At 69.6% G+C, this 23,901-nt stretch carries 16 protein-coding genes and 1 pseudogene; 4 read left to right on the top strand and 13 right to left on the bottom strand.

Annotation, left to right across the window (positions count from 1 at the left end; genetic code table 11):
- On the bottom strand, positions 1-2,135 hold a 2,135-nt coding region (locus ACWDMM_RS08520), incomplete at its 3' end, for an NACHT and WD repeat domain-containing protein (protein WP_449936716.1).
- Between the two features lie 137 nt (positions 2,136-2,272).
- Here ACWDMM_RS08520 and ACWDMM_RS08525 point away from each other — a divergent pair.
- Together ACWDMM_RS08525 and ACWDMM_RS08530 are read left to right on the top strand one after the other, a co-directional pair.
- Positions 2,273-2,497, top strand: a complete 225-nt coding sequence (locus ACWDMM_RS08525; RefSeq protein WP_195082329.1) for a hypothetical protein — start codon at positions 2,273-2,275, stop codon at positions 2,495-2,497.
- Complete coding sequence (locus tag ACWDMM_RS08530) at positions 2,494-3,342, top strand: SAM-dependent methyltransferase (RefSeq protein WP_195082328.1); 849 nt, start codon at positions 2,494-2,496, stop codon at positions 3,340-3,342. Before ACWDMM_RS08525 ends, ACWDMM_RS08530 begins: the two co-directional genes overlap by 4 nt.
- Here ACWDMM_RS08530 and ACWDMM_RS08535 read toward each other — a convergent pair.
- The 9 genes and pseudogenes from ACWDMM_RS08535 to ACWDMM_RS08575 form a co-directional block, all read right to left on the bottom strand.
- Positions 3,317-5,239 carry a S9 family peptidase gene (locus ACWDMM_RS08535; protein ID WP_449936718.1) on the bottom strand — a complete coding sequence of 641 codons (1,923 nt, stop codon included), beginning with the start codon at positions 5,237-5,239 and terminating at the stop codon, positions 3,317-3,319. The genes ACWDMM_RS08530 and ACWDMM_RS08535 overlap by 26 nt on opposite strands.
- Before the next feature lie 15 nt (positions 5,240-5,254).
- Positions 5,255-6,829: a DUF885 domain-containing protein gene (locus ACWDMM_RS08540; protein WP_357110330.1), complete on the bottom strand. Its 1,575-nt coding sequence runs from the start codon at positions 6,827-6,829 to the stop codon at positions 5,255-5,257.
- A gap of 59 nt (positions 6,830-6,888) precedes the next feature.
- Positions 6,889-9,003, bottom strand: a complete 2,115-nt coding sequence (locus tag ACWDMM_RS08545) for a prolyl oligopeptidase family serine peptidase (RefSeq protein WP_449936721.1) — start codon at positions 9,001-9,003, stop codon at positions 6,889-6,891.
- A gap of 171 nt (positions 9,004-9,174) precedes the next feature.
- Positions 9,175-10,008: a shikimate dehydrogenase gene (locus tag ACWDMM_RS08550; protein ID WP_357206706.1), complete on the bottom strand. Its 834-nt coding sequence runs from the start codon at positions 10,006-10,008 to the stop codon at positions 9,175-9,177.
- The gene (gene mltG, locus ACWDMM_RS08555; protein WP_195082323.1) at positions 9,998-11,515 is read right to left on the bottom strand and encodes an endolytic transglycosylase MltG; all 1,518 of its coding nucleotides are present in this window, start codon (positions 11,513-11,515) and stop codon (positions 9,998-10,000) included. The genes ACWDMM_RS08550 and mltG overlap by 11 nt, the downstream gene beginning before the upstream one ends.
- Positions 11,512-12,075 carry a Holliday junction resolvase RuvX gene (gene ruvX / locus ACWDMM_RS08560; RefSeq protein WP_449936725.1) on the bottom strand — a complete coding sequence of 188 codons (564 nt, stop codon included), beginning with the start codon at positions 12,073-12,075 and terminating at the stop codon, positions 11,512-11,514. The genes mltG and ruvX overlap by 4 nt, the downstream gene beginning before the upstream one ends.
- Positions 12,075-14,744: an alanine--tRNA ligase gene (gene alaS / locus ACWDMM_RS08565; RefSeq protein ID WP_195082321.1), complete on the bottom strand. Its 2,670-nt coding sequence runs from the start codon at positions 14,742-14,744 to the stop codon at positions 12,075-12,077. Before alaS ends, ruvX begins: the two co-directional genes overlap by 1 nt.
- Before the next feature lie 72 nt (positions 14,745-14,816).
- Positions 14,817-15,083 (bottom strand): annotated as a pseudogene (locus tag ACWDMM_RS08570) (Uma2 family endonuclease); the annotation flags it as partial.
- Between the two features lie 207 nt (positions 15,084-15,290).
- Positions 15,291-16,634, bottom strand: coding sequence for a replication-associated recombination protein A (locus tag ACWDMM_RS08575; protein ID WP_397068706.1), 1,344 nt, complete (start codon positions 16,632-16,634; stop codon positions 15,291-15,293).
- A gap of 105 nt (positions 16,635-16,739) precedes the next feature.
- On the opposite strand from ACWDMM_RS08575, the gene ACWDMM_RS08580 reads away from it, so the two are divergent.
- Positions 16,740-18,404 (top strand): alkaline phosphatase D family protein, encoded by a 1,665-nt coding sequence (locus tag ACWDMM_RS08580; protein ID WP_357110320.1) that lies wholly within the window; start codon positions 16,740-16,742, stop codon positions 18,402-18,404.
- Positions 18,405-18,588: 184 nt separating this feature from the next.
- Here the strand turns inward: ACWDMM_RS08580 and ACWDMM_RS08585 are convergent, their stop codons facing one another.
- Positions 18,589-19,758 carry a phosphotransferase family protein gene (locus ACWDMM_RS08585; RefSeq protein ID WP_195082318.1) on the bottom strand — a complete coding sequence of 390 codons (1,170 nt, stop codon included), beginning with the start codon at positions 19,756-19,758 and terminating at the stop codon, positions 18,589-18,591.
- Positions 19,759-19,948: 190 nt separating this feature from the next.
- Between ACWDMM_RS08585 and ACWDMM_RS08590 the strand changes: the two genes are divergently transcribed.
- A complete protein-coding gene (locus ACWDMM_RS08590) occupies positions 19,949-20,920 on the top strand; it encodes a hypothetical protein (protein ID WP_449936730.1) in 972 nt (323 codons plus the stop codon).
- Between the two features lie 7 nt (positions 20,921-20,927).
- Here the strand turns inward: ACWDMM_RS08590 and ACWDMM_RS08595 are convergent, their stop codons facing one another.
- Positions 20,928-21,896, bottom strand: coding sequence for a DUF389 domain-containing protein (locus ACWDMM_RS08595; protein ID WP_195082317.1), 969 nt, complete (start codon positions 21,894-21,896; stop codon positions 20,928-20,930).
- 62 nt (positions 21,897-21,958) lie between these two features.
- Positions 21,959-23,752, bottom strand: a complete 1,794-nt coding sequence (aspS, locus tag ACWDMM_RS08600) for an aspartate--tRNA ligase (RefSeq protein ID WP_449936733.1) — start codon at positions 23,750-23,752, stop codon at positions 21,959-21,961.
- Positions 23,753-23,901 lie beyond the last annotated feature (149 nt).

The raw sequence follows: 23,901 nt of genomic DNA on the forward strand, positions 1-23,901 counted from the left end.
CACGCCACCGCGTGCACCGCACCGGCATGCTCGCTCCAACACGCCACCTCCGACCCCGCCGCCACATCCCACACCCGCACCACCCCATCCGCGCCGCCACTGGCCAACCACGCGCCGTCGGGCGACCACGCCACCGCGTGCACCGCACCGGCATGCTCGCTCCAACACGCCACCTCCGACCCCGCCGCCACATCCCACACCCGCACCACCCCATCCGCGCCACCGCTGGCCAACCGCGCGCCATCCGCCGACCACGCGACCGCGCAGGCGCCGCTCGCACCCACCGGCCAGGACACCGTCTCCTGGCTGCCCGCGCGGTCGTACAGCATCACGGCGCCGTCGGCCAAAGCGGCGGCGATGAGCTGGCTGCCCGGCGCCCAGGCCACTTGGCGGACGGCCGCCGAGGCGAGACGGGTCACCCGATGCAACCTCGTCGCGCACAGAGCGGCGACGAGCACCTGACGGGTCTCCGGGGTCGGCGCGTAATCCCGTTCGGCGGCGAGCGCCACCATGATCGCGGTATCGGGCTCGCGCATGATCCACTCCGACGCCACCACGGCGCTGGCATCGGCGAGCCGTTCCGCGGTCACCCGGTCCGCGCGGGTCGAGCGCTGCAGGAACTCCTCGACCGTCGGCACCGCCCGCGCGTCCGCTCCCGCATCCGCCCACCACCCCAGAGCGGCTTCCAATCTCGCTCCGGCGAGCAGGAATTCGTCCGCGCGATCGGACTCCGCCCAGTCCCTTGCCCACCGTTCCAGCCGGGAAAGCTGTTCCAGGCCGGCACGTCTGGTCTCGGCCAGCTGCCGCAGGGGCGCCCAGTGCCGGATCAACGCCTCGTGGGTGACCTGGTAGAAGACCCCGTCCGATTGCGGGCCCGAGTCCGCCGAAAGCAGCCGTGCCTGCACGAAAGCCGACACGATGCGGCGATCGTCCGGCGACAGGGTGGCGTCTCGGACCTGTCGGCGGGTGAAGCTGGACCCTTCCAGGTGGAAGAAACGCAGCAGCGTGTCCAGAATGCGGTCCTCGACGGCCCCGCGGCGCACGAGGTCCTCGGTGACGCTGTTCGCGCGGGCGGACAATGCGCCGAGCACGCCGCCGGAGGCTTGGTAATCCGCCTCGGTGATCACCGTGCGGGCCCCTTTGCGTTCCCACAACTCCATCAGCGTCCAGGCCAGCAGCGGCAGCGCCTCCCCGCTGCCGGTCTCGCCGACCATCTGGCGCACCAGGTCCGGCGGATCGAAACGCACACCGGCGGCGTCCGCCGGACGCTCGATGACCTCGTGCAGCGCCGAAGTCGGCAGCACCGCGACCGGCACGGGATGCTCGAACAGCTCGGCATGCGGCCCGGACAGGAAGTGGGTCAGGAACTCCGACCGGAACACCAGGATCACGCACGCCCACGGACACGTGCGGAGCACACGCTCGATCATGGTCAGGTAGCGGCGCTCCTCGTCCTCCGAGCGCGCGGTCACCAATTCCTCGGCCTGGTCGACGATGAGCAGCAGCTGCGGCGAGCGATGCGCCGCCTTCGCGCGCAACCGCTCCAAACAGTCCCGAAGATGATCGGTGTCCAGACTCAGTCCGCGCTCGACCGCACCGACCGACCCGTCCAAACCGCATTCGATCAGCGCGCGGGCGAGCGAACGCAGGGGTTCCGGGCCGGGCACCACCCGGGGCAGCACCACCCACCTCCCCCGGCGGGCCGCCAGGCGGGGCACCAGCCCGGCCTGCACCAGCGACGATTTCCCGGAGCCGCTCGGCCCGACGATCGCGATGCAGCGCAGCTGGTCCGTCTGCTCGCCCTGGACCCGATCGAGCAGCCTGCGGATGTCGCGATCGCGGCCGAAGAACGCACCCGCCTCGCTCTCGGAGAACGCGTCGAGGCCGGGATACGGACTCTCGCCCGCCTTCAAACGCACCCGCTCCCACCGTGATTCGGAGAAATGCCGCCACACGCGGACCCCGATCAACAGCAGGGCCGAGGCGAGCAGCGCGCCGAAAGCCCAGAGCGGAGCCGCTTCATGGACGAAGGTGGGCAGGTTGTCGTCACTGGTGGCGAGGTTCGTCGCCAAACCGAGCAGCGTTCCGACGAGGATCGAGAACAGATCGGGTACCAGATCCGACCGCGGTTTCATTTATTCCACCTTATGGACACACGCGGGCTCGAGTTGTTAACTTTAAGACCTTCGCCATGCACGGAAGCATGGAAAGCTCTGTATGCCATCCGGTTCAGATTACCCAGAGCGGGGGACGGGCCATGATCGTTTCCGAAATGCGAGCAGCAGCCGCCACAGCAGCGCGATCGGCGGTGCCCGACACCGTGCCGGGCACCGCGGGCTGGCTCGCCGAGCCCGTCGCGCGATCGGCGGCGCCCGACGCGCTGCCCGGCGCCGCGAGCTGGCTCGCCGAATCCGCTGTGGAGCACTCGGTTACCGCCGGGCGAGCACAGTCCGTGATGGACGTCATCGACGACATCGTCGGCGACATGCGTCCTTGATCAGCGGCGCCGACAACGTGCCGACGGCCGAGGACGCCGATCTCTATTTGGCCGGCCTCGGATTGAAGCCGTCACATGTGACAGCGGAAACCCGAACAGTTCTGGGCCGAGTTAATCGAATTCTGTACGCCAGCTACGTTCCCGGCACGGCGGAATTTCTCCGTGCACTCTGCCCGGACATAGTCGATACTTCGGAATTCTATGTACACGGTTCCGATCGGCTGCGCACCTATAAAACGATGGCGGCGCGCGCGCTGGAGGCGGCGATCGAGATGCCTCCGGTAGCGCTGGCCTTGTACGGACATCCCTTGCTGTTGTCGCTGCCGTCGGCTATCTGCCTGCGCGCCGGTCCGCGCCTGGGTGTGCGGGTACGCACGCTGCCGGGCATCTCCGCATTGGATTGCCTGATGGCGGATCTCGGGATCGACATCGTCGGCACGGGCGTCCAGATGCACGAGGCCACCGACATCCTGCTGTATCGACGGACGCTGCAGCCGGAGCTGGCCGCGGTCATCTGGCAGGTCGGCTTGCTGGGCACGCGGCTGCACAGCGCCGACACCGGCAACACGCCCGACCGCATCCGGGAGCTGGGCGAGTATCTGTCTCGCTTCTACGCACCGGGCCACCCCGCCACGTTGGTCGTCTCGGCGATCACCGATGAGCCCTCACGCCTCTACCACTCGACGGTGGGGCAGCTCGGTGAGGTCGGTGAACTACTCACCCCCGCGACAACGCTGTATCTGCCGCCGATACCGGTGCCAGAACGAGTGGACAGCGACATCGCCGCCCGGTTGACGAACCCGGACTATCTCGACGCCGTCACCCTGCCCACAGGAAATTCGTGATCCAGTCCCGGATCGCCTCGGAATAGTCCAGCAACGCGGGGAATTCGCGCGGCACGTGGCCGATGTCGGGAAACTCCACCAGCCGAGCGGGCGCGCGACCGTCGGCCCGCAACGCGTCGTGCAACTGGCGCCCCTCTCCCGGCGGAGTGCAGCGGTCGCGCCCGCCGACGATCACCAGCGTCGGAGTGGTGATCTCGCCCGCACGGCGCAGCGGATTGCGGCGAAGCGCGGCCCCCGTGGCGAAGGTCTCGGCGAACCGCCGGATGTTCGACGTCCGCTGAAAGCTCGTCCAGTCGGTGATCGGCGAACTCACCACGGCGGCCTTGAACCGGGTGGTCTCCGTGAGCAGCCACGCGGTCAGATACCCTCCGTAACTCTCTCCGCCCACCGCGGTCGGCAGTGCGCCCAGCACCTGCGCGGACAACCAATCCAGCCCGGACAGGACGTCTTCGGTGTCGACGCCGCCGAGGTCGCCGACCAGCCGCGCCACCGATTCGCGGCCGTCACCCACGCTGCCTCGCGGATTCGGCCGGAAGATGGCGATGCCTTCGGCGAGCAGATAGCTCATCGACGCGGGCCGCCCTTTCCATTGATCCGCCGACACGCTGACCGGCCCGCCGTGCACCCACAGCAGCAATCCGCGCGGCGCACCGGAGGGCAGCGTCAGCAGGCCATGGATTTCCGTGCCGTCCGAAGACTTCCAACTCACCCAGCGCGAGGTGACCCCCCGCAGGCCGGTGTCGTCGGCTGTGCCGCCGACAGACCAGATCCGCCTGCGGCGACCCCGGGTCAGCTCGACGAGTCCGGTGGGCGTGTCGAGGTTCTCGGCGATGGCGAAGATACGCTCGCCACCGACAACCACCTTCGGGAACCGGCGGGCGCCCCCGAGAAAATCCAAACCCTCCCAGAGAGTTTCGGCGCGCTGCGTTGTAGCGTCGATGGTCGCGACGATATTGCACGGCCCCCGCAGGCCTGCCGCCACGAATCGCCCGGAGTGGTCCGACCGAGCCAGCGAGGTCGCGTCGAAACCCGCCCGGAACGACGCGCTGACACCGGAGACGAGATCGAGTACCCGTACATCGCCCGCGACCAGCCCTCGATCACTGCACACCCCCTCGATGAGGCCGACCCATCTTCCATCGAGAGATGCGGCAAGCCAACCGAGTTGCGGCTGCGAGCCGAACCCGGTCATCGGCCGATACAGCAGTTCGGTCGAACGGGATCCCAGCGCCAGCCGGACGACACGGCTGCTGTACCACGAATCCTCGGACGCGTCGTCGGACACCAGTAGCACGAGCGCGTCGGGGCCACACCAGATGGCCTCCCAGACGTTGAGCCCGGGCGAGGTGACTCGCTCCCAGTCCCCGGTGACCGGATCCAGCACGGCCAGCCACCGTGTAGTCACCGGCGCGGCGTCCGAAGCGGGAGCCGCCTTTCCGACCCGGTCGGACCCCAGCGCACCCGCTCGATCGACGCCGTCGGGTGCGACGCCGATCAAGATCCTTCGGCCGTCGGGGGACCACTCCACGTATTCGGCCCAACCGGGCAGCGGAAACTCTGTGCCATTCCGGCTCGCGTCCGGTTCGACGATCCACAGCTGATGGGCGTCGGAGGCATCCGACTCCCGAATCGCCGCCAACCGGCCGCTGTCGGGAGACCATGTCGCCGCCCCGTGGATCTGCCGATCACCGGGTAACTCGCGCAGCGACCGCCGCTCCGGATCGATCAGGTACAAGCGTCTTTCGGGTGGGCGGCCGAGTTCGCGCTGCACCACTCCCGTGCAAGCGACGTGGCGCCCATCCGGGGCCGGGCACGGGTCGGCGAGATCGCCGACCGCGCCGAGCAGGGGTGCGAGCGTTCGGGAAAACCAGTCGGCAAGGCTGTACCGATCCGGCATGGTCGCCCCCGTTCGTCAATTCCGGTCGTGACCGGTCAGCGCGGTGAGTGGCAGGGAGCCGCGGTCCAGCAGCGCCGTATGGGCCGCGGCGAGTGTCAGGCCCGAACCGACCATCTCGCGGATATGGTTCGCGATCGCCCGGGCACCGACCGCGTAGCCCAGCGCTTGGCCGGGCCAGGCCAGGTAACGGACGACTTCCTTGCGGACTTGGCCGACGTCTTGGAGAGTGTGCCGCGCCATGAACTCCACGGCCTGCTCCACGCTCCAGCCCCGCACATGCAAACCCACGTCGGTCACCAGTCGCGCGGCCCGCCAGCGCTGGTGCATCAGCAGACCCAGCCGGTCCAGCTCGCTGAGCTCGAGGCCCATCTCCGCATGGAGGGTCTCGGCGTAAACCGCCCACCCCTCGGTGAACGCGTTGACCGGAAGCAGCCGCAGCACCTCGGGCACCGCGTCGTTCTCGTCGAGGAGCGCGATCTGCAGGTGATGCCCGGGCACGCCCTCGTGCATCGCGAGCGGTAGCACTTCCGACGACCTCGTCGAGGTCGGCAGCATGGCATTGACGAACAGCGACCCGGGGCGCCCGTTGCGATACGACGACGGACCGTAGAACGCGGGCGGACCCGTCGACGCGTTCGTCTCCGGCATCGGTTCGACCTGGCAGGGTGCCATCGGCCACCGCTCGACCAGCACCCGGCTCGCCGAGGTCAACAGCTCGTGCGCGTCGGCGAAGCGCCGCATGATCTCGTCGCCGGGAAGCAGCTCTCGCGCGAAATTCCGGCCGGAGAGGGCGGTGAACTCGGCCTCGGTCGCGCGCAACAGATCCAGGCCGATGGCTTCGAGCCGCTCGGGCGACAGCGGCACGCTCGTTCCGCGAAAGATCGCCTCGCGATAGCGGTCCGGACCCGCCGGCGAGATCGCCGACGGCGCGGCGGGCACGGCCGTCGCGAGTTCCGCGACGGCCACCGAACGCAGCTCCGCCAGCGCCCGGTAGACCCGCTCGACGACCTCCTGTGGGATCTCGGCGACCGAATTCCCCTGCTCGCGAGCGGCGCTCATGCCGTGCAGCAGCGGGTCGGGGCCGCAGGCACGGGTCGCGAAAAGCGTGTCCACCTGGCTGATGAACGCGTGCAGCACCGGCGCCGAACCCCGAACGGTCTCGCTCGCGGCCGCGATCTCCCCGACCAGCTCGGACACATAAGCGGGGAAGGCCCGCAGCCGCTCGACATACGAATCGAACCGCGGATCCTCGCGCTGCGGCCAGGAACGCGACGCCCAGCTCAGCCGAGCCACCGGGCCGGTCATGTGGTTGAGCTCGGAGATGTCGCGCGATGTCGCGAGCGAGGCGGCGGACAGCAGATGGAATCGCATCGCGGCGCGCAGATCCTCGCAGGTGCGGTCACCGCCGAATTGATCGAGTTCCTTCAGCAAGAGTTCGATACGATCACGCACGGCGTCGCGCCCGCCCTGCGTCGGATCCTCCCACAGGACCGGAGGTAGCCTCCCCGCCTCGATCGCGGCGTCGGGGGTGACCGACCACACGGATTCGAGAATGTCCCTCGAGTAGGCCGCAACATCCCGCTCGCGCATCATGCCATGGTATCCCCGGTCCACGTCTCCGTCGCTGGAATCGCGTCCTACCAGGGGTTTCAGGACAAAGCGAGCGAACGTCGCAAGAAGTCGAGCTGATGGAGCAACAGGTTGGCCACCACTCGTTCGTCCGTCGGCTTGTGCGTCGCGCCGGAAAGCGGAAGCACCTCGTGCGGATGTCCCGCGGCGAGCAACGCCGCCGACAGTCGCAAGGTGTGCGCGGCGACGACATTGTCGTCCGCCAACCCGTGGATCAGCAGCAGTGGTCGGGTCGGTTCGGCGGACGGCGCGAGGCCGGACGCCGTGACCAGGGAGTTGGCGGCGTACACCTCCGGTCGCCGATCCGGGTGGCCCAGATATCGTTCGGTGTAGTGCGTGTCGTACAGGCTCCAGTCGGTGACCGGCGCACCCGCGATCGCCGCGTGGAACACATCGGGTCGCCGCAGCACCGCCAGCGCGGCGAGATAGCCGCCGAAGGACCATCCGCGGATCGCGACTCTGCTCAGGTCCAGCGGGTACCGCGCGGCGAGCGCGCCGAGCGCGTCGACCTGATCGTCGAGAGTTCCGGCCAGGTCCGCGGCCACGAGCCGCTGCCGTGCCGGATTCTGGCAGGCCATACCGCGACCGTCGACCACGATCACCGCGAATCCCTTGTCGGCCAGCCATTGCGCTTCCAGGTAGGCGCGCTGGTCGCACAGCACCCGCTGGCCGTGCGGGCCACCGTACGGGTCGAGCAGCACCGGAAGCGGATCGTCGCCGGAATACCCGGTCGGCAGCAGCACCGCGGCCGGATTGTGCTGCGCTCCGGCCAACTGCAGATGAGGCCGGGCGGTCAGCACCGGCGCTGCGGAGAAAGCCGGGATTTCACCGAGGACGTTGCCGCCGCGCAGAATCCGCGTCCGAGTGTCGGTGCTCGCGAGCGTATTGGATCGCACGACGATGACATCGCCACCGCGGGTGGCCGAGTGCACCCCTGGTTCGCTCGTCAGCCGAACCGTTCCGTCACGGCCCCAGCGGTACACGTGGATCTCCCCGATCTCGCGGTGCCGGGGGGACGCGGTTTCGCAGGCGGTGAACAAGATGTCGTCGTCGCGCACGTCCAGCACCGCCCGCACGTGCAGCTCCGGCGCGGTCGCCCGCTCGTCGTCGACGAACAGCGCGCGCGTCGTCGCGTCGTCGCGCACGCGCACGAGCCGCCCCGCCGGTGTGCGGGCCGGCACACCGGCGACCAGTTCGAGCCAGACCTCATCGGCTTCGGCGGCCACGAGATCGGTCCGGCCGGTTTCGACATCGACCGCCAGATGATGCTGCGTCCGTTGATCACGGCTCTGGACCAGCAACAGCGGCGGCCCACCGGCCGTCCAGTCCACCCGCGCCAGATACGGATAGGCGTCGCGATCCCACTCGATGTCGACCCGATTGCCGTCCAGATCCACCACGTGCGCGGTGACATCGGCATTCGCGGTCCCGGCTGCCGGATAGGCGAGTTCGGTGGGTGGCTGCTGCGGATTGCGGCTGTCGGCGATCCACCACCGGTTCACCGGCGCCTCATCGATACCGGCGATCAGCAGATGCTGCGAATCGGGCGACCACCAGAAGCCGCGATCCCGGCCCATCTCCTCGGCCGCGATGAACTCCGCCAGACCGTACTGCCTGGTGTCGTCGACACCGCCGATCACGACGTGGTCTGTGGCGCTATCGATTTCGAACACCCGCACCGTCGGCCCCGACACGTAGGCGACCAAGCGTCCGTCCGGCGAAAGCCGTGGATCGAAAATCGGTCCGTCGAGCTTGTGCTCATCGACCGCACCGGTATCGACGTCGGCCACGTAGAGCGTCTCCGCCAAGACGAAGACCACTTTCGAGACCGCGGCATCGGTGGCGTACCGGACGATTCCGGTAGCGGCCTCGCGCGCCCGCTCGCGCAGCGCGCGTTCGCGCGCCGAACTGGTCTGCGTCCGCGCGCCCAGCAGTTCGGCCGAATCCGCGATCATCCGCTCCACGCCGGTCTCGACGTCGCGTACCCACAGCGACGTCACGGAATCGGTGCCCGACCGCGAACGCAGGAAGACCACATGGCGCCCGTCCGGAGCGACCGCGCAGTTACGCGGCACGCCCAGCGTGAAGCGCTGGGTGCGCGCGGATTGGACGGGAAACTCGGTCACGTCGGTCATGAGACGATGCTAAGCGCAGCGATGCCCTCGCCCTGCCCTCTGCGTCCACGGCGGCGCTTGTTTCGGGCGGTTCACCAGCGAGACGTTCGAGGCCGCGCCCTCGCATAGGCCCCCGATCGGGTCCGCCGATGCGCGGCCATCGGCTTTCGCCGCCGGGGAACACGCACGCGGCTATGGCAGGCGCGGCCGCGATCCCGATTCGTCGAGCGCCGCCGCCATCTCCGTGCGCGGCGCCTGCTGCCCGGTGAACAGCTCGACCTGGCCGTAGGCCTGATTCAGCAGCATCTGCAGACCGCTGACCACCGTGTGCCCGGCCCGGGCCACCGCCTCGGCCAGCGGGGTCGGCCACGGGTTGTAGATCGCGTCGAGCACCACCGGCGCCTCGGCCACCGCCGGGGCGACGACCGCGGCCGCCGTGGCCGGAATGGTGCTCACCACAGCGCCCGCCGCCGCGCAGATCGCGTGCAGCGGCCCGGTGTCGAATCCGGCGAGCGACGCGATCATGCCCAGTCGCTCGGCGAGTTCCAGCGCGCCGCGCGCCCGTCCGGCGTCGCGGGCGACCACGGTCACCGACTTCGCGCCCAGCTCCGACAACGCCAGCAGAGCGGGCCGCGCGGTGCCGCCCGCTCCCAGCACCACGGCATCGGTCAGGTCGGTGACACCGCCGCCGCGCAGCGCGCCGAGCACGCCGTCCACGTCGGTGCAGTCGGCCAGCCAGCCCGCGTCGCCGCGGACCAGGGTGTTGGCCGATCCGACCAGCACGGCCCGGTCGGTGCGCTCGTCCGCGTAGGCCAGCGCCGCTTCCTTGCCGGGCATGGTCACCGACAGCCCGACCCATTCCGGCCCGAGTCCGTCGACCAGTCCGGGCAGCTGTTCTGCCGAGCATTCGATGCGCTCGTAACTCCAGTTCAGTCCGAGCGCGCGATACGCGGCCAGATGCAGCTGTGGCGATCGCGAGTGCGCGATCGGCTTGCCGAGCACCGCCGCCTTGCGATCAGCGCCCACCGCTGTCCTTGGAACTGTCGAGGATGCCGCTGCGCTGTGCCCGCGCGATCAGGCGCAGATGCTCCTGATAATCGTCGGTGAACAGGGTGGTGCCCTGCTTGTCGACGGTGACGAAGTACAGCCACGGCCCCGCCTCCGGATTCTCCATGGCACGCAACGCGTTCAACGACGGCGCGGCGATCGGAGTCTTGGGCAGGCCGCGCATCGCGTAGGTGTTCCAGGCGGTTTCCTGAGCGCGGTCGGCGTCGGTGGTCGCCACCTCGGTGCGATCCAAGGCGTAGTTCACCGTCGAGTCGAACTGCAGCATCTGATCGGCCCGCAGCCGGTTCACGATCACCCGCGCCACTTTGCCCATGTCCTGGGGTTGCGCCTCACGTTCCACCAGCGAGGCGGCCACCAGCGTCTGATACGGCGTCAGTTTCGTGTCGGCGCCGGATTGCAGCAGTCCGGTGGATTCGTAGCTCTTCGCGCTCGCGGTCACCAACTGCCGCAGGATCTCCTGCGGTGTGGCGCTGGGATCGAAATCCCAGGTACCCGCGGCGATGAGGCCTTCCAGCTGCCTCGTCCGGTCCGGGCAGTCCTTGACACCCTGCATCGCCCACGCGGGCACCCCTAGCGCGGCCAGGTCCAGGCTCGCGCCCGCGGCATCGAGCTGTTCGTAGGTCACGCACTTCTGGTTGGCGCCGGTGCCGATGCAGCTGGCTTCCGCGATCTTGCGGTAGATGCCGTCGTAGCGCCCGCCGGTGTTCATGTCGTGCTGGTCGTGCAGCAGCCGCCCCTCGGAGACGACCAGATTGCCGACCCTGGACTGTTTGCTGACCAGCGTCGCCACCGCCTCCGCGGCGGGGCTCTGGCTGGGGATCGCGTAGAAGCCGGGCTGCACCGAGTTCATGTTCGAATTACGCACGGCCGCTTGGAAGAACGCGCCCGTGCTGGCCACGACACCGCGCTCGACCATGGTCGCGGCGATCTGCTGCGAGGTGTCGCCGGGATGCACCTGCACCACCACCAGCGGTCCCCCCGGCCCGGCGAAGTCTTTCGGCGGAGCCAGACTGCCGATGAACTTCATCCCGGCGAAGACGACGGCGCCTGCGAAGAGCAGCACGAAGACGCCCGCCACGACCCAGAGGGTGCGGCGGCGCTTCTTGCGCTCGGCGGCTTTACGCGAGGCGACCCGGGAGCGCTTACCGCGCTGCGAGCGGCCGGAGCGTTCGGGCTTGGCGCGTTTCGACTCCGCGCGTTCGGAGTCAGCGCGCTTCGAGCGGCGCGGCGCTTCCGCACGCGCGGCCCTCGGGCGCTGTCCGCCACGCCGCGGGGGCGGTGGTGGCGGTGCGGGCTCCGGCTCCTCCTCGTCGTCGACGTAACGGGGGATGACGGTGGTGTCGTCGTCGTAGTCGTCGTACCGGTCACCGTCGTACTCGCCCCAGGCCCGGTCGTCTCTCCGGTAACGCCGATCAGCTTCGCGCTGTCGGAACAGTTCCTCGGCCCGCGCCCACCGATCCGTCATGCATCGTCCTCGGGCGACGCAGGACGTCCCGCTTCCACCGACCTCAACACCGCACTCCGTTCGTCCAACCATCCTTGCAGGATCGACACGGCCGCCGCCTGATCGATCACCTGCCGCTGGCCACGCGCGCGAACTCCACTGTCCCGCAATGCACGTGCAGCTGACACCGTAGTCAAACGTTCGTCGGAAAGCCGGACCGGCACCGACCCGACAGCAGCCCGCAATCGCTCAGCGAATGCGCTGGCCAGCGTAGCCGCAGTGCCCTTCTCCCCGCGTAATGTCCGCGGCAATCCGACGATTACCTCGACTGCCTCGTACTCCCGCACAATTTCGGCAATTCTTTCGATATCGGGTGCGGGAGCCGATCGCCGAGACTGTTTCGCGCGCGGCACGGTCTCCACCGGGGTGGCGAGAATCCCGTCGGGATCGCTCGCGGCGACCCCGATCCGGACACTGCCGACGTCGACGCCGATCCGCCTGCCCCGACCGGGGTCGGTGGCCGGATGCGGCCGGTCGGCGCCGCGCTGCGCCGACCGCTCCGGTTCCGTTGGATCGCCCATCACCCGGCGAGTTCGGCCACCCGTGCCCGGACCGCGGCCAGGCCGGCCGGGATGCCGGAGGGGTCCGAGCCGGCGCCCTGCGCCATCTCCGGCTTGCCGCCGCCGCGTCCCGCGATGCTCGGGCCGAAGCTGCCGACCAGATCGCCCGCCTTGATGCCGAGCTCCTGAGCGGGCTTGTTCACCGCGACCACGAACGGCACCTTGCCCTCGGCGTTGCCGAGCAGCACCACCACGGCGGGCTCGCTGCCGAAGCGGCCACGGATGTCGGTGGCCAGGGTGCGCAGATCCCCCGCGGAGACGCCCTCCGGCGCGGCCACGGCGACCAGCAGCAGCCTGCCGATCCGCTCGGCCTCGTCGACGAATCTGCCCGCCGAGGACAGCACGGCGGCCATCTTCGTGCGCTCGAGCTCTTTCTCGGCCACCTTGAGCCGCTCCACCAGCTGCTCGACGCGCGCGGGCACCTCTTCGGAGGGCACCTTCAGCGCGGAGGCGACACCGGCCAGCAGCGCGCGCTCCTTGGCCAGGTACTTGTAGGAGTCCAAGCCGACGAACGCTTCCACGCGACGCACGCCGGAGCCGACCGACGACTCGCCGAGCACCGTGATCGGGCCGATCTGGGAGGAATGTTGCACGTGCGTGCCACCGCACAGCTCCATCGAGAACGGGCCGCCGATCTCCACCACGCGCACCTCGTTGCCGTAGTTCTCGCCGAACAGGGCCAGCGCGCCCATCTGCTTGGCCTTGGGCAGATCGGTGACGAAGGTGTTCACCGGGAAATCGGCGCCCACCGCGTCGTTGGAGACGGCCTCGATGTCGGCCTTCTGCTGCTCGGACAGCTGGCCCTGCCAGTTGAAGTCGAAGCGCAGGTAGCCCGGCTTGTTCAGCGAACCGGCCTGTACGGCGTTCGGACCGAGCACCTGCCGGAGGGCGGCATGCACCATGTGCGTGCCGGAATGGCCCTGCGTGGCGCCGCGCCGCCAGGCCGGGTCGGCCTGCGCGAGCACGACGTCGCCCTCGGTGACCTGGCCGTGCTCCACCGTGGTCTTGTGCACCCACAGCTTCTTGGCGATCTTCTGCACGTCGTTGACGCGCAGCTTCAGACCCGAGGAGGCGGTGATGGAGCCGCGGTCGGCGATCTGGCCGCCGGACTCGGCGTAGAGCGGGCTGCGGTCGAGGATGACCTCGACGTCCTGGCCGGCGGTCGCGGCAGGCACCCGGACGCCGTCGGCGATCAGGGCGAGCACGGTGGCCTCGGAGGTCAGCTCGTCGAAGCCGGTGAACTCGGTGGCGCCCCGGTCGACCAGTTCCTTGTAGATCGTCAGATCGGCGTGGGCGTGCTTGCGCGCCTGGGCGTCCTCCTTGGCGCGCTGGCGCTGCTCGGCCATGAGCGAGCGGAAGCCGTCCTCGTCGACCGACAGGCCGGCCTCGGCGGCCATCTCCAGCGTCAGATCGATCGGGAAGCCGTAGGTGTCGTGCAGGGTGAACGCGTCCGATCCCGCGATCGTGCTGCCGCCCCGCGCCTTCACCGCGGCGGCGGTGTTGTCGAAGAGGGTGGAGCCGGTGTTCAACGTCTTGAGGAACGCCGTCTCCTCGCCGACCGCGACGGTCTCGATGCGGCGGAAGTCGGTGGCCAGCTCCGGGTAGGACGGGGCCATCAGGTCGCTGACCACCTTCATGAACTCGCTCATCACCGGCTTCTCGGCGCCGAGCAGGCGGGCCGAGCGCACGATGCGGCGCAGCAGGCGGCGCAGCACGTACCCGCGGCCGTCGTTGCCCGGGTTCACGCCGTCGGCGATCAGCATGGCGGCGGTGCGGGCATGGTCGGCGATCACGCGGAAGCGCACGTCGTCCTCGTGCTGGACACCGTAGGAGCGTCCGGTCAGTTCTCCGGCCTTGTCGATGATCGGGCGCAGCAGGTCGGTCTCGTAGACGTTGTCCACGCCCTGCAGCAGCAGCGCGATGCGCTCGACGCCCATACCGGTGTCGATGTTCTTCTTCGGCAGCGACCCGACCGGCGGGTGCCCGAGCTTCGGGCTCAGCTCACCGCGGACGTCCTGCATGAACACCAGGTTCCAGATCTCGAGGTAGCGGTCCTCGTCGGCGACCGGTCCGCCGTCGCGGCCGTACTCGGGGCCGCGGTCGTAGTAGATCTCCGAGCAGGGGCCGCCCGGGCCGGGCACGCCCATGTCCCAGTAGTTGTCCTTGCCGTCGCGGAACTGGATGCGCTCCTCGGGGATGCCGGCGACCCGCTTCCAGATCTCGGCGGCCTCCGGGTCGTCCTGGTACACGGTGACCCAGATCCGCTCGGGATCGAACCCGTAACCGCCGTCGTCCTGCGGCTTGGAGATCAGCTCCCAGGCGAGGGTGATCGCCCCCTCCTTGAAGTAGTCACCGAAGGAGAAGTTGCCCGCCATCTGGAAGAACGTGTTGTGCCTCGTGGTGACGCCGACCTCTTCGATGTCGCCGGTCCGCACGCATTTCTGCACGCTGGTCGCCCGCGGGTACGGCGGCGCCTCCTGACCCAGGAAGTACGGCTTGAACTGGACCATGCCCGCGTTGACGAACAGCAGGTTCGGGTCGGCCAGGATCAGCGAGGCACTCGGCACCTCGGTATGGCCGGCACGGAGGAAATGGTCCAGGAAACGCCGTCGAATCTCGTGGGTCTGCACGAATACCCAGCCTACCGGTGCCGCGCACGCGAATTTTCATCGACCGGGCTCCGCGCGCGTCCCCGCGACCGGTCAGCGAACCCAGGCGCGCAGCGGCTCGCTGTCCAGCGTCATGCCCACGGGAGCAGGCAGTTCGACAGTCTTCCCGAACGCCCGCCGCACGGTCTTGCTGTACGCACCGTCTTCCGGCTCGCTGAACACGACCACCTCGCAGCTGTCCCGGTCCACCAGCAGGTAGACCGGGATACCGGTCTCGGCGTACGCGCGCGGCGTCTCGACCCGGTCCCGACGATCGGTGTCGGTGTCGTACGAGGTCACTTCCACAATCATGAGGACTTTCGCCGGGTCGGCCCATTCGCCTCACCTGCGAAACTCCCGTCGGGGGCGAACACCCCATCCGGACGCACCCGCCCCTTCCGGTACGACTCGACCTGCAAACCGCGCTCCGGATACAGCCACATCTCCGGCCGTTGCGGAACGAAATGGCGGGTCAACCAACGGATGACCTTCACCGATACCGACACAGTACGCCTGGTACTGGGCGGATCAGCCGCGGACGATGCGGCGCAGCTTGTCGACCCTGGGGCCGATCTCGCGTTCGTGGCCGTGGTCGGTGGGGTGGTAGTAGTCGACGCCGACCAGTTCGTCGGGCGGGTATTGCTGGGCGAGCACGCCGTCTTTGTCGTCGTGGGGGTATCTGTAGCCCTGCGCGTTGCCCAGCGCCGCCGCGCCGGGGTAGTGGCCGTCGCGCAGGTGGGGCGGGACGGGGCCCGCCTTGCCCGCCGCGACGTCGGCCATGGCGGCGCCGATCGCGGCCACAACGGCGCCGGACTTCGGAGCCGTGGCCAGGTGGATCGTTGCCTGCGCGAGCGCGAGGCGGCCTTCTGGCAGGCCGACCAGCTGCACCACCTGCGCGGCGGCGGTCGCGGTCTGCAACGCCATCGGGTCGGCCATGCCGATGTCCTCGCTCGCGTGGATCATCAGCCGTCGCGCGATGAAGCGCGGGTCCTCCCCCGCGCTCAGCATGCGGGCCAGGTAGTGCAGCGCGGCATCGACGTCCGACCCGCGGATGGACTTGATGAACGCGCTGATCACGTCGTAGTGCTGGTCGCCGGCACGGTCGTAGCGGACCGCGGCCTTGTCGACGCTGGCCTCGACCAGGTCCACGTCGACGGTGCCGTCGAGCGAGGATTCCGCGGATGCTTCCAGGGCGGTCAGCGCGCGGCGGGCGTCGCCGCCCGCGATCCGGACGATGTGGTCGAGCGCGGCGTCGGTCACGGTGTACTCGCCGCCGAGGCCGCGTGGATCGCCGATCGCGCGGCCGAGCACCTCGCGGATGTCGGCTTCGGTCAGCGACCGCAGCTGCAGCACCAGCGAGCGCGACAGCAGCGGCGACACCACCGAGAACGACGGGTTCTCGGTGGTCGCGCCGACGAGCAGCACGATGCGGTTCTCCACCGCGGCGAGCAGGGCGTCCTGCTGGGTCTTGGAGAAGCGGTGCACCTCGTCGATGAACAACACGGTCTGCTCGCCCGCCGACAGCCGCCGCCGCGCCATGTCGATGACCGCGCGCACCTCTTTGACCCCGGCCGAGAGCGCCGAGAGCGCTTCGAATCTACGGCCGGTGGCCTGGGAGATGAGCGAGGCGAGGGTGGTCTTCCCGGTGCCGGGCGGCCCGTACAGCAGCACCGACGCGGCGCCCGAACCCTCGATCAACCTGCGCAGCGGCGAGCCGGGCCCGAGCAGATGCTGCTGGCCGACCACTTCCTCCAGCGTGGCCGGGCGCATGCGCACGGCCAGCGGCGCGCCCGCGTCCCGGCGCACCACAGTGTCGATCGAATGCTCCGGGGGCACCGCGGCTCCGGGCACGTCGAACAAACCATCGCTCACGGCAGGAACGTTACCCAGGCGCACCGACAGCGCGACATGCTGTGGCGCGCCTGCGCGGTCCGCACCGGGAGCGGCACACGGAGTTGCGCGTCGCCGGTACTTCGGATGGGATCGGTACCCGTGACTGAAAACGCATCCGTTTCAGATCCCTCGTCCACTTTGCGCTTCGCTCGGCGCGTGCTTTTCCAGGGCAGCGCCGCCACCGCGACCGTGGTGCTGGCCGCCGGGCGCGCCGACGCCGCGACAACGGTGTTCCGCCACGGCGTCGCCTCGGGGGACCCGCTGCCCGACGGCGTGATCATCTGGACCCGCGTCACCGTCTCCGACGACGCGGCGCCTGGCTCGGGCCTGGGTGACCCGGCGACCGTCCGGTGGGAGATCGCCGCGGACGAGCGGTTCGCCTCGACCGCCGCGTCCGGCACCGTGACGACCTCGGCGGACTCCGACCACACGGTCAAGGTCGACGTTTCCGGCCTGGCTCCCGGCGTCGAGTACTTCTATCGGTTCAGCGCACTCGGCCAGACTTCGCCGGTGGGCCGCACCAGGACCGCTCCCGCCGCGGCCGACACACCGGACCGCCTTCGGTTCGGCGTGGTGTCGTGCGCGAACTGGGAGGCAGGCTACTTCGGCGCCTACCGCCATCTGGCCGCTCGCACCGACCTGGACGCGATCGTGCACCTGGGCGACTACATCTACGAGTACGGCCGCGGCAAGTACGGCGGCCGCGACGGCGCCGTGCGCGCGCACGATCCGGCCAACGAGATCGTCAGCCTGGCGGACTACCGCATCCGCCACGCCCAGTACAAGACCGACCCCGATCTGCTCGCCCTGCACGCCGCGCTGCCGTTCATCTGCACCTGGGACGACCACGAATCCGCGGACAACTCCTGGTCCGGCGGCGCGAACAACCACGATCCCGCCACCGAGGGCAGCTGGGCGGACCGGCGCGCCGTTTCCGCGCGGGCCTACCTGGAGTGGATGCCGGTCCGCGCGTCCGGCTCCGGCGCGGATGTGCGGATCTACCGCAGGCTGCGCTTCGGCACCCTGGCCGAACTCGCCATGCTGGATCTGCGCAGCTACCGCGACCAGGAGGCGAAGCCGGGGGCGAACTGGCGCGAGGCCGACAACCCGGCGCGCACCATCACCGGTAAGGCGCAGATGGAATGGCTCACCGCCGGCTTGGCCTCCGCTCCGGTGCGGTGGAAGCTGGTGGGTAACTCGGTCATGATCGCCCCGCTGGTGTTCCCGCCGCTCGAGCCCGCCACCACGGCGGCGATCACCAGCACCATGGGCCTCCCGCAGGCCGGCCCCTCGTTGAACGGCGACCAGTGGGACGGCTACACCGCCGACCGCACCCGGCTGTTCCGCGCCATCGTCGACCAGCAGATCTCCGACGTGCTGTTCCTGACCGGGGACATCCATTCCTCATGGGCCGCCGACCTGCCTCTGGACGCGGCGGGCTACCCGGGCGGCGCGACGGCGGGCGCCGAGTTCGTGGTGCCGTCGGTGACCTCGACCAGCATCGGCGACATGCTCCGGGCGAACTCCGCTCCGATCGCCGAATCGATCAAGACGGTCAACCGCCATTTGCGGTACGTCGAGTTGGATGCCCACGGCTACGGCGTCCTGGAGATCACCGCGGACCAGGCGCAGATGGACTGGTACTACCTGCTGAACGTGGCGGACCAGAACTCCGGTGTTCGCCATGGCGCATCGTTCGCCGTCCGCTCCGGGGGCCGGATCGAGCCGAGGCAGATCCCGCTCGGCTGAGCGCTGCCGTCGACCACTGGCGTCCTCCCCGGCACGCTACCGGCATTTCGGTGCCGGGACCGCACGACGATGCGCGTCCCGGTGCTGTGCCTGCGGGCGTCGACCACCTGGAGGCCGCCTTACTCGCACGCAGGGCGGGTGTCGCCGAGAGCGGCCTGATGCACGCGAACTCGACGCAGCGGGCTTACTCGCCCCAGCGTTCTTCCAGCCGCGCCGACACGTCCTCGGCGAAATCCCCCACGATGTCGTCTCCCGTGCACCGCGCGTCCTCGGCGAGCGCGGCCCAGCGGTTGATCAGCGCCGCCGAACGCGGCACCGAAAGGCCGTGCTCCCTGGCGGCGGCGATGCGGGCGTGGTCGGCGGGCAGGAACCAGTAGGTGGACAGCCAGACCCAGATCAACCGGGCTTCCAGGATGCGTTCGGCCAGCTGGTCGTCGTCGGCCAGCGCGGGCCACACGCCGACGACCTCCGCACGCCATGCCTCCACCATCTGGCGCGCCCGCTCCCGCGAGAGCTCGAGATCGCACAGGCAGCCGGGGAAGGACACCAGCGCGTAGGCGATGTCCAGGGTGGCGTCGCGGAATCCGCCCCACTCGTAGTCGAGGAAGCGAGCGCCCTCCTCGTTCAGGATCACATTGTCCGGGCAGAGGTCCGACGGGCTGAACGCGCGGAAGCGGCCCGCGGAGTACAGGCGGTTGCCGCGCACGATGCGCTCGGCGATCTCGCCGGGCACCTCGATGCCGAGCTCGCGCTCGAGCAGACCGGGCACCTCGGCGATCGCCGACTCGGCCTGCTGGGCGATGCCGTCGACCCGGTGCACCACATCGACCCGGCGCAGCAACGCGACGAAGTCGGCTTCGCGCCCGACCGTGGCGGCATGCATCCGGCCCAGCGCCTGGGCGAACGCCATCAGGGCGTTGCGGGTGGCGGGCTCGGCGCCGGAGCGGAGCACGGCGGTCAACAGGGAGTTCTCACCGAGGTCGCTGAGGATCAGCAGACGGTCGGGAAGGCTGTGGGCGATCAGGTACGCGCCCGGCCGGTGCTCCCGGCTCAACGCGGTGGTGAACTGATACGACACCGTTTCGCGCAGGAACGCGGAGTCGATGCTGGCGACCCCGGGCGCCAAGCCGCTGGTCCGGCGTTCCTGGGCGGCGCCGCGAACCTGCTTGATGATCAGGGTTCGCGGCAGCGAGAAGGCATTTTCCGCTACACGCACACGTAGGACCGTCGTCCTACCACTACCGCTGAGTTCGATCGGATCGCTCAGCTTTACCGGAGCACCCATTCGCTTTGTGAGCAACTGTTGCGCTGCGGACACGACTTCGGCGGCGCGTTCGGCCAATAGTGCGGTCATCGCCTCTCAAAGTACTCGCTCGGGGTCACTTCTAGCGAGCGGTTACACAACCTTTCCGCGTCGCTCGGCGTGTCCGCGGCACGGCCGGACGGCGCCCGCCGGTCGCTTGACACCTCCGCACCCGTCGGGTTTTGTCATCGTCAACTGCCCTGCGCCACACCGCAAACCAGTTGAGTGGAAAGGTCTACGCATGACCGAAACCCCGCCTCCCGCACCCAAACAATCAGCTGGCGGCGCTCCCTCCCAGAACGACGACGCACGCTCCGCCGCGCGGCCGGGGCAGCACGTGAACCCTGATCCGCAGGCTGCCGGCCCCAGGACAGGGCACGCCCCCCACGAGATGGCAGGCCCGGGCGGATACCCGCAGTACGAGGGGCCCGGCGCGACGCATTACGGCAACGAACCACCGCAGCAGGCCCCACCTGCCGGCATAGGCCACCCCGGTTACGGCCCGCAAGGCACCGGGCCGGGCTGGGCGCCCTCCGGTCCGGCGCCCGCCCAGGAGCCGGTCTACGGCTACCAGCAGGTGCCCACCGGTCCGGCCACCCTGGACGTGGGCCGGGCGCTCAGTTACGGCTGGGCGCGATTCCGGTCCAATCCGGGGCCGTGGGTGGGGGTGACCGCGGCGGGCCTGGTGATCTACCTGGCATTCGTGCTCGTCGTGCAGGTCGCCGACCCTACGACGATGCTGCCGCTGCTGCTCGTCTTCCTGGCGGTCATGGCCGCGATATGGCTGCTGCAGGCGGCGATGGTGCGTGGCGCACTGTATGAGACCGACGGCACGCCACCGCCTTTCGGCGCCTACTTCCGATTCGTCAACGCGGGCAACGTGCTGCTCACCGCACTGCTGGCGTTCACGCTGACCTTCCTCGGGTCGGCGCTGTGCCTGCTTCCCGGGTTGATCGCGGGATTGCTGTGCGTGTTCTCGCTGCACTTCGTCGTCGATCAGGACCAGGGTCCCTTCGAGGCGCTGAAGTCCAGCTTCACGCTGGTGGTCGCCAACGCGTGGCAGGTGCTCCTGCTCGCGCTGGCGGTGCTGGTGATCACGTTCCTGGGGCTGCTGCTGTGCGGGTTGGGGCTGTTGGTCGCGGGCCCGGTCGCCGTGATCGCGGTGACCTACGCCTACCGAGTGCTCACCGGAGGCATCGTCGCCGCGGCGTGACGCAGGGTCACTTCTCGATCAGTGAGCGCATGCCGATCCAGCGCTTGAACCGTTCCACCGGACCGGCCTCGCTGCCCGCGCGCGGCCGGAGCTGGAGCACGATGATCCCGGCCACGATGATGCCTGCCATGTTCACCGCCAACTGCCCCGCGGACAGGAACGCCACCCGCCACTCCCCCAGGGTCGCCGCGACCACGGCGAAGCCGGCCGCGGGCACGGTGGTCACCGAGATGAACACCCCGACCAGCGCGGCCGATTTCGCGGTCACCAGCGACAGCATGCCCGCCGCGCCCGCGAGCAGCGCGACGACCAGGGAGAACGGCCCCACCTGATAGATGAAGTCGACCTGCTCGACGCTGCTCACCCCGTCCATGGTGATCCAGCCGACCTGCTCCCACACCAGCGTCGCGAGCAAGGTCACCATCATCGCCACCGGAAACCCGACGGCGAGCGCGATGGCCGAGCGACGGGCGAGCCCGAAGTCTTTGCGCGCCAGCGCCACCGCGAACGCCGCCAGCGGGCCGAACTCCGGCCCCACCACCATCGCGCCGACGATCGTCACCGGCGAATCGGTCGCGACACCTACGGCCGCGAGCAGGCACGCGATGGTCAAGAACGCCAGAAACGTCGCGTTGAGCCTCGACTCCTCGTGCGTCTGTGCGACCAGTTCCTCCCACACCACCGCGTCGCTCGGATCACCGGGCGCCTCGTGCACCGCGCGCTCGCCCGCCTCCGACAGGACCGTCTCGACCGGCGTGAGCGTCATCCCGCCGGATCGGCAGACGCCGAGAGCGGTCAGGTCCTCGAGCACGTCGTTGGCAGCCTCACGAGCCACGTCCGCTTGCACCAGATCGCCCTTCGGCTCCAGCGCGATGCCGCGGGCCAGGGTCACATGCGTGACCCCCGGATCGGCGGCGAGCACCGCGAGCACCTCGTCGGTGAGTTCGGGCGGGCTGATCAGGCGCAAGTGCAGCAACGGGTTCCTCGCGGTCGGGCAGACGGAGCTGACCAGAAGGTACCGTCCGGGTGAGCGCTCCGCTACGACGCGGCCTCGGCGTGCTCGCCCTTCTTCTGCTCCGGCTTGACGTCCAGACCCGCCTCTTTGCGCTGCAGCTCGCTGATCGGCGCGGGCGCGTCGGTCAGCGGATCGACGCCGCCGCCGGTCTTCGGGAACGCGATGACCTCACGGATCGAGTCCTCGCCCGCCAGCAGTGCGGTGACCCGGTCCCAGCCGAAGGCGATGCCGCCGTGCGGCGGCGCGCCGAAGGCGAAGGCGTCGAGCAGGAAGCCGAACTGCTCCTGGGCTTCCTCCGGCGTGATGCCCATCACGTCGAAGACACGTTCCTGCACGTCACGACGGTGGATACGAATCGAGCCGCCGCCGATCTCGTTGCCGTTGCAGACGATGTCGTAGGCGTAGGCCAGCGCCGAGCCCGGATCGGTGTCGAATGTGTCCAGCGACTCCGGCTTCGGCGAGGTGAACGCGTGATGCACGGCGGTCCAGGCGGAGTGGCCGACCGCCACGTCACCGCTCGCGGTCGCCTCGACGGTCGGCTCGAACAGCGGCGCGTCCACGATCCACACGAACGACCAGGCGTCCTCGTCGATGAGACCGACCTTGCGGGCGATCTCGACCCGCGCCGCGCCGAGCAGCGCGCGCTGCGCCTTCGCGGCGCCCGCCGCGAAGAACACGCAGTCACCCGGCACCGCGCCGACGTGCTTGGCCAAGCCGTCGCGCTCGGCCTCGCTGAGGTTCTTGGCGACCGGGCCGCCCAGAGTGCCGTCCTCGTTCACCAGCACGTACGCCAAGCCCTTGGCGCCGCGCTGCTTGGCCCATTCCTGCCACGCGTCGAGCTGCCGCCGTGGCTGGCCCGCGCCGCCCGGCATCACCACCGCGCCCACGTAGGGCGCCTGGAACACCCGGAACGGGGTGTCCTTGAAGTAATCGGTGCACTCGGTGATCTCCACACCGAAGCGCAAGTCGGGCTTGTCGCTGCCGAAACGGCGCATGGCCTCGGCGTAGGTCATGTGCGGGATCGGGGTCGGGATCTCGTAGCCGATCAGCTTCCACAACGCGACCAGGATCTCCTCGGCCAGCAGGATCACGTCCTCCTGGCGCACGAAGCTCATCTCGATGTCGAGCTGGGTGAACTCGGGCTGCCGGTCGGCACGGAAGTCCTCGTCGCGGTAGCAGCGCGCGATCTGGAAGTAGCGCTCGATGCCGCCGACCATGAGCAGCTGCTTGAACAGCTGCGGGCTCTGCGGAAGGGCGTAGAAGCTACCCGGCTGCAGGCGCGCCGGCACCACGAAGTCGCGCGCGCCCTCGGGGGTGGACCTGGTCAGCGTCGGGGTCTCCACCTCGACGAATTCGTGGCGGGCGAGCACCTCGCGGGCGGCCGCGTTGACCTTGGACCGCAGCCGGATGGCATGCGCGGGGCCTTCGCGGCGCAGATCCAGGTAGCGGTGCTTCAGGCGCGCTTCCTCGCCGGGCTGCTCGTCCAGCTGGAAGGGCAGCGGGGCGCTCTCGTTCAGCACCTCGAGTTCGGCGACGTTCACTTCGATGGCGCCGGTGGGCAGTTCCGGGTTCTCGTTGCCGCTGGGCCGCGGTTCGACGGTGCCGGTGACGCGCACGCAGTACTCCGCGCGCAGCCGGTGGGCCTGCGCGGCGGGTTCGCCCTCGCGGAACACCGCCTGGGCCACGCCGGACGCGTCACGCAGATCGATGAAGATCACCCCACCGTGGTCACGCCGCCGGGCCACCCAGCCGGTGAGAGTGACGGTCTGACCGGCATGCTCGCTTCGCAGCGAACCAGCCAAGTGGGTGCGCAGCACGGGGTTCCTTTCGACGACTCTGGCACCGGCGCGGTGTGACCAGGTGCGAGTCCATCGTAGTGAGACACATTCGGTGAGTGGAAACCGATATCGACGCGCCCGTGCCAAGCTGTATCCGAGGGAGTGTGAACCGGGGGCCCGGACCGCCG

This window comes from Nocardia sp. NPDC003726, from assembly GCF_053586955.1.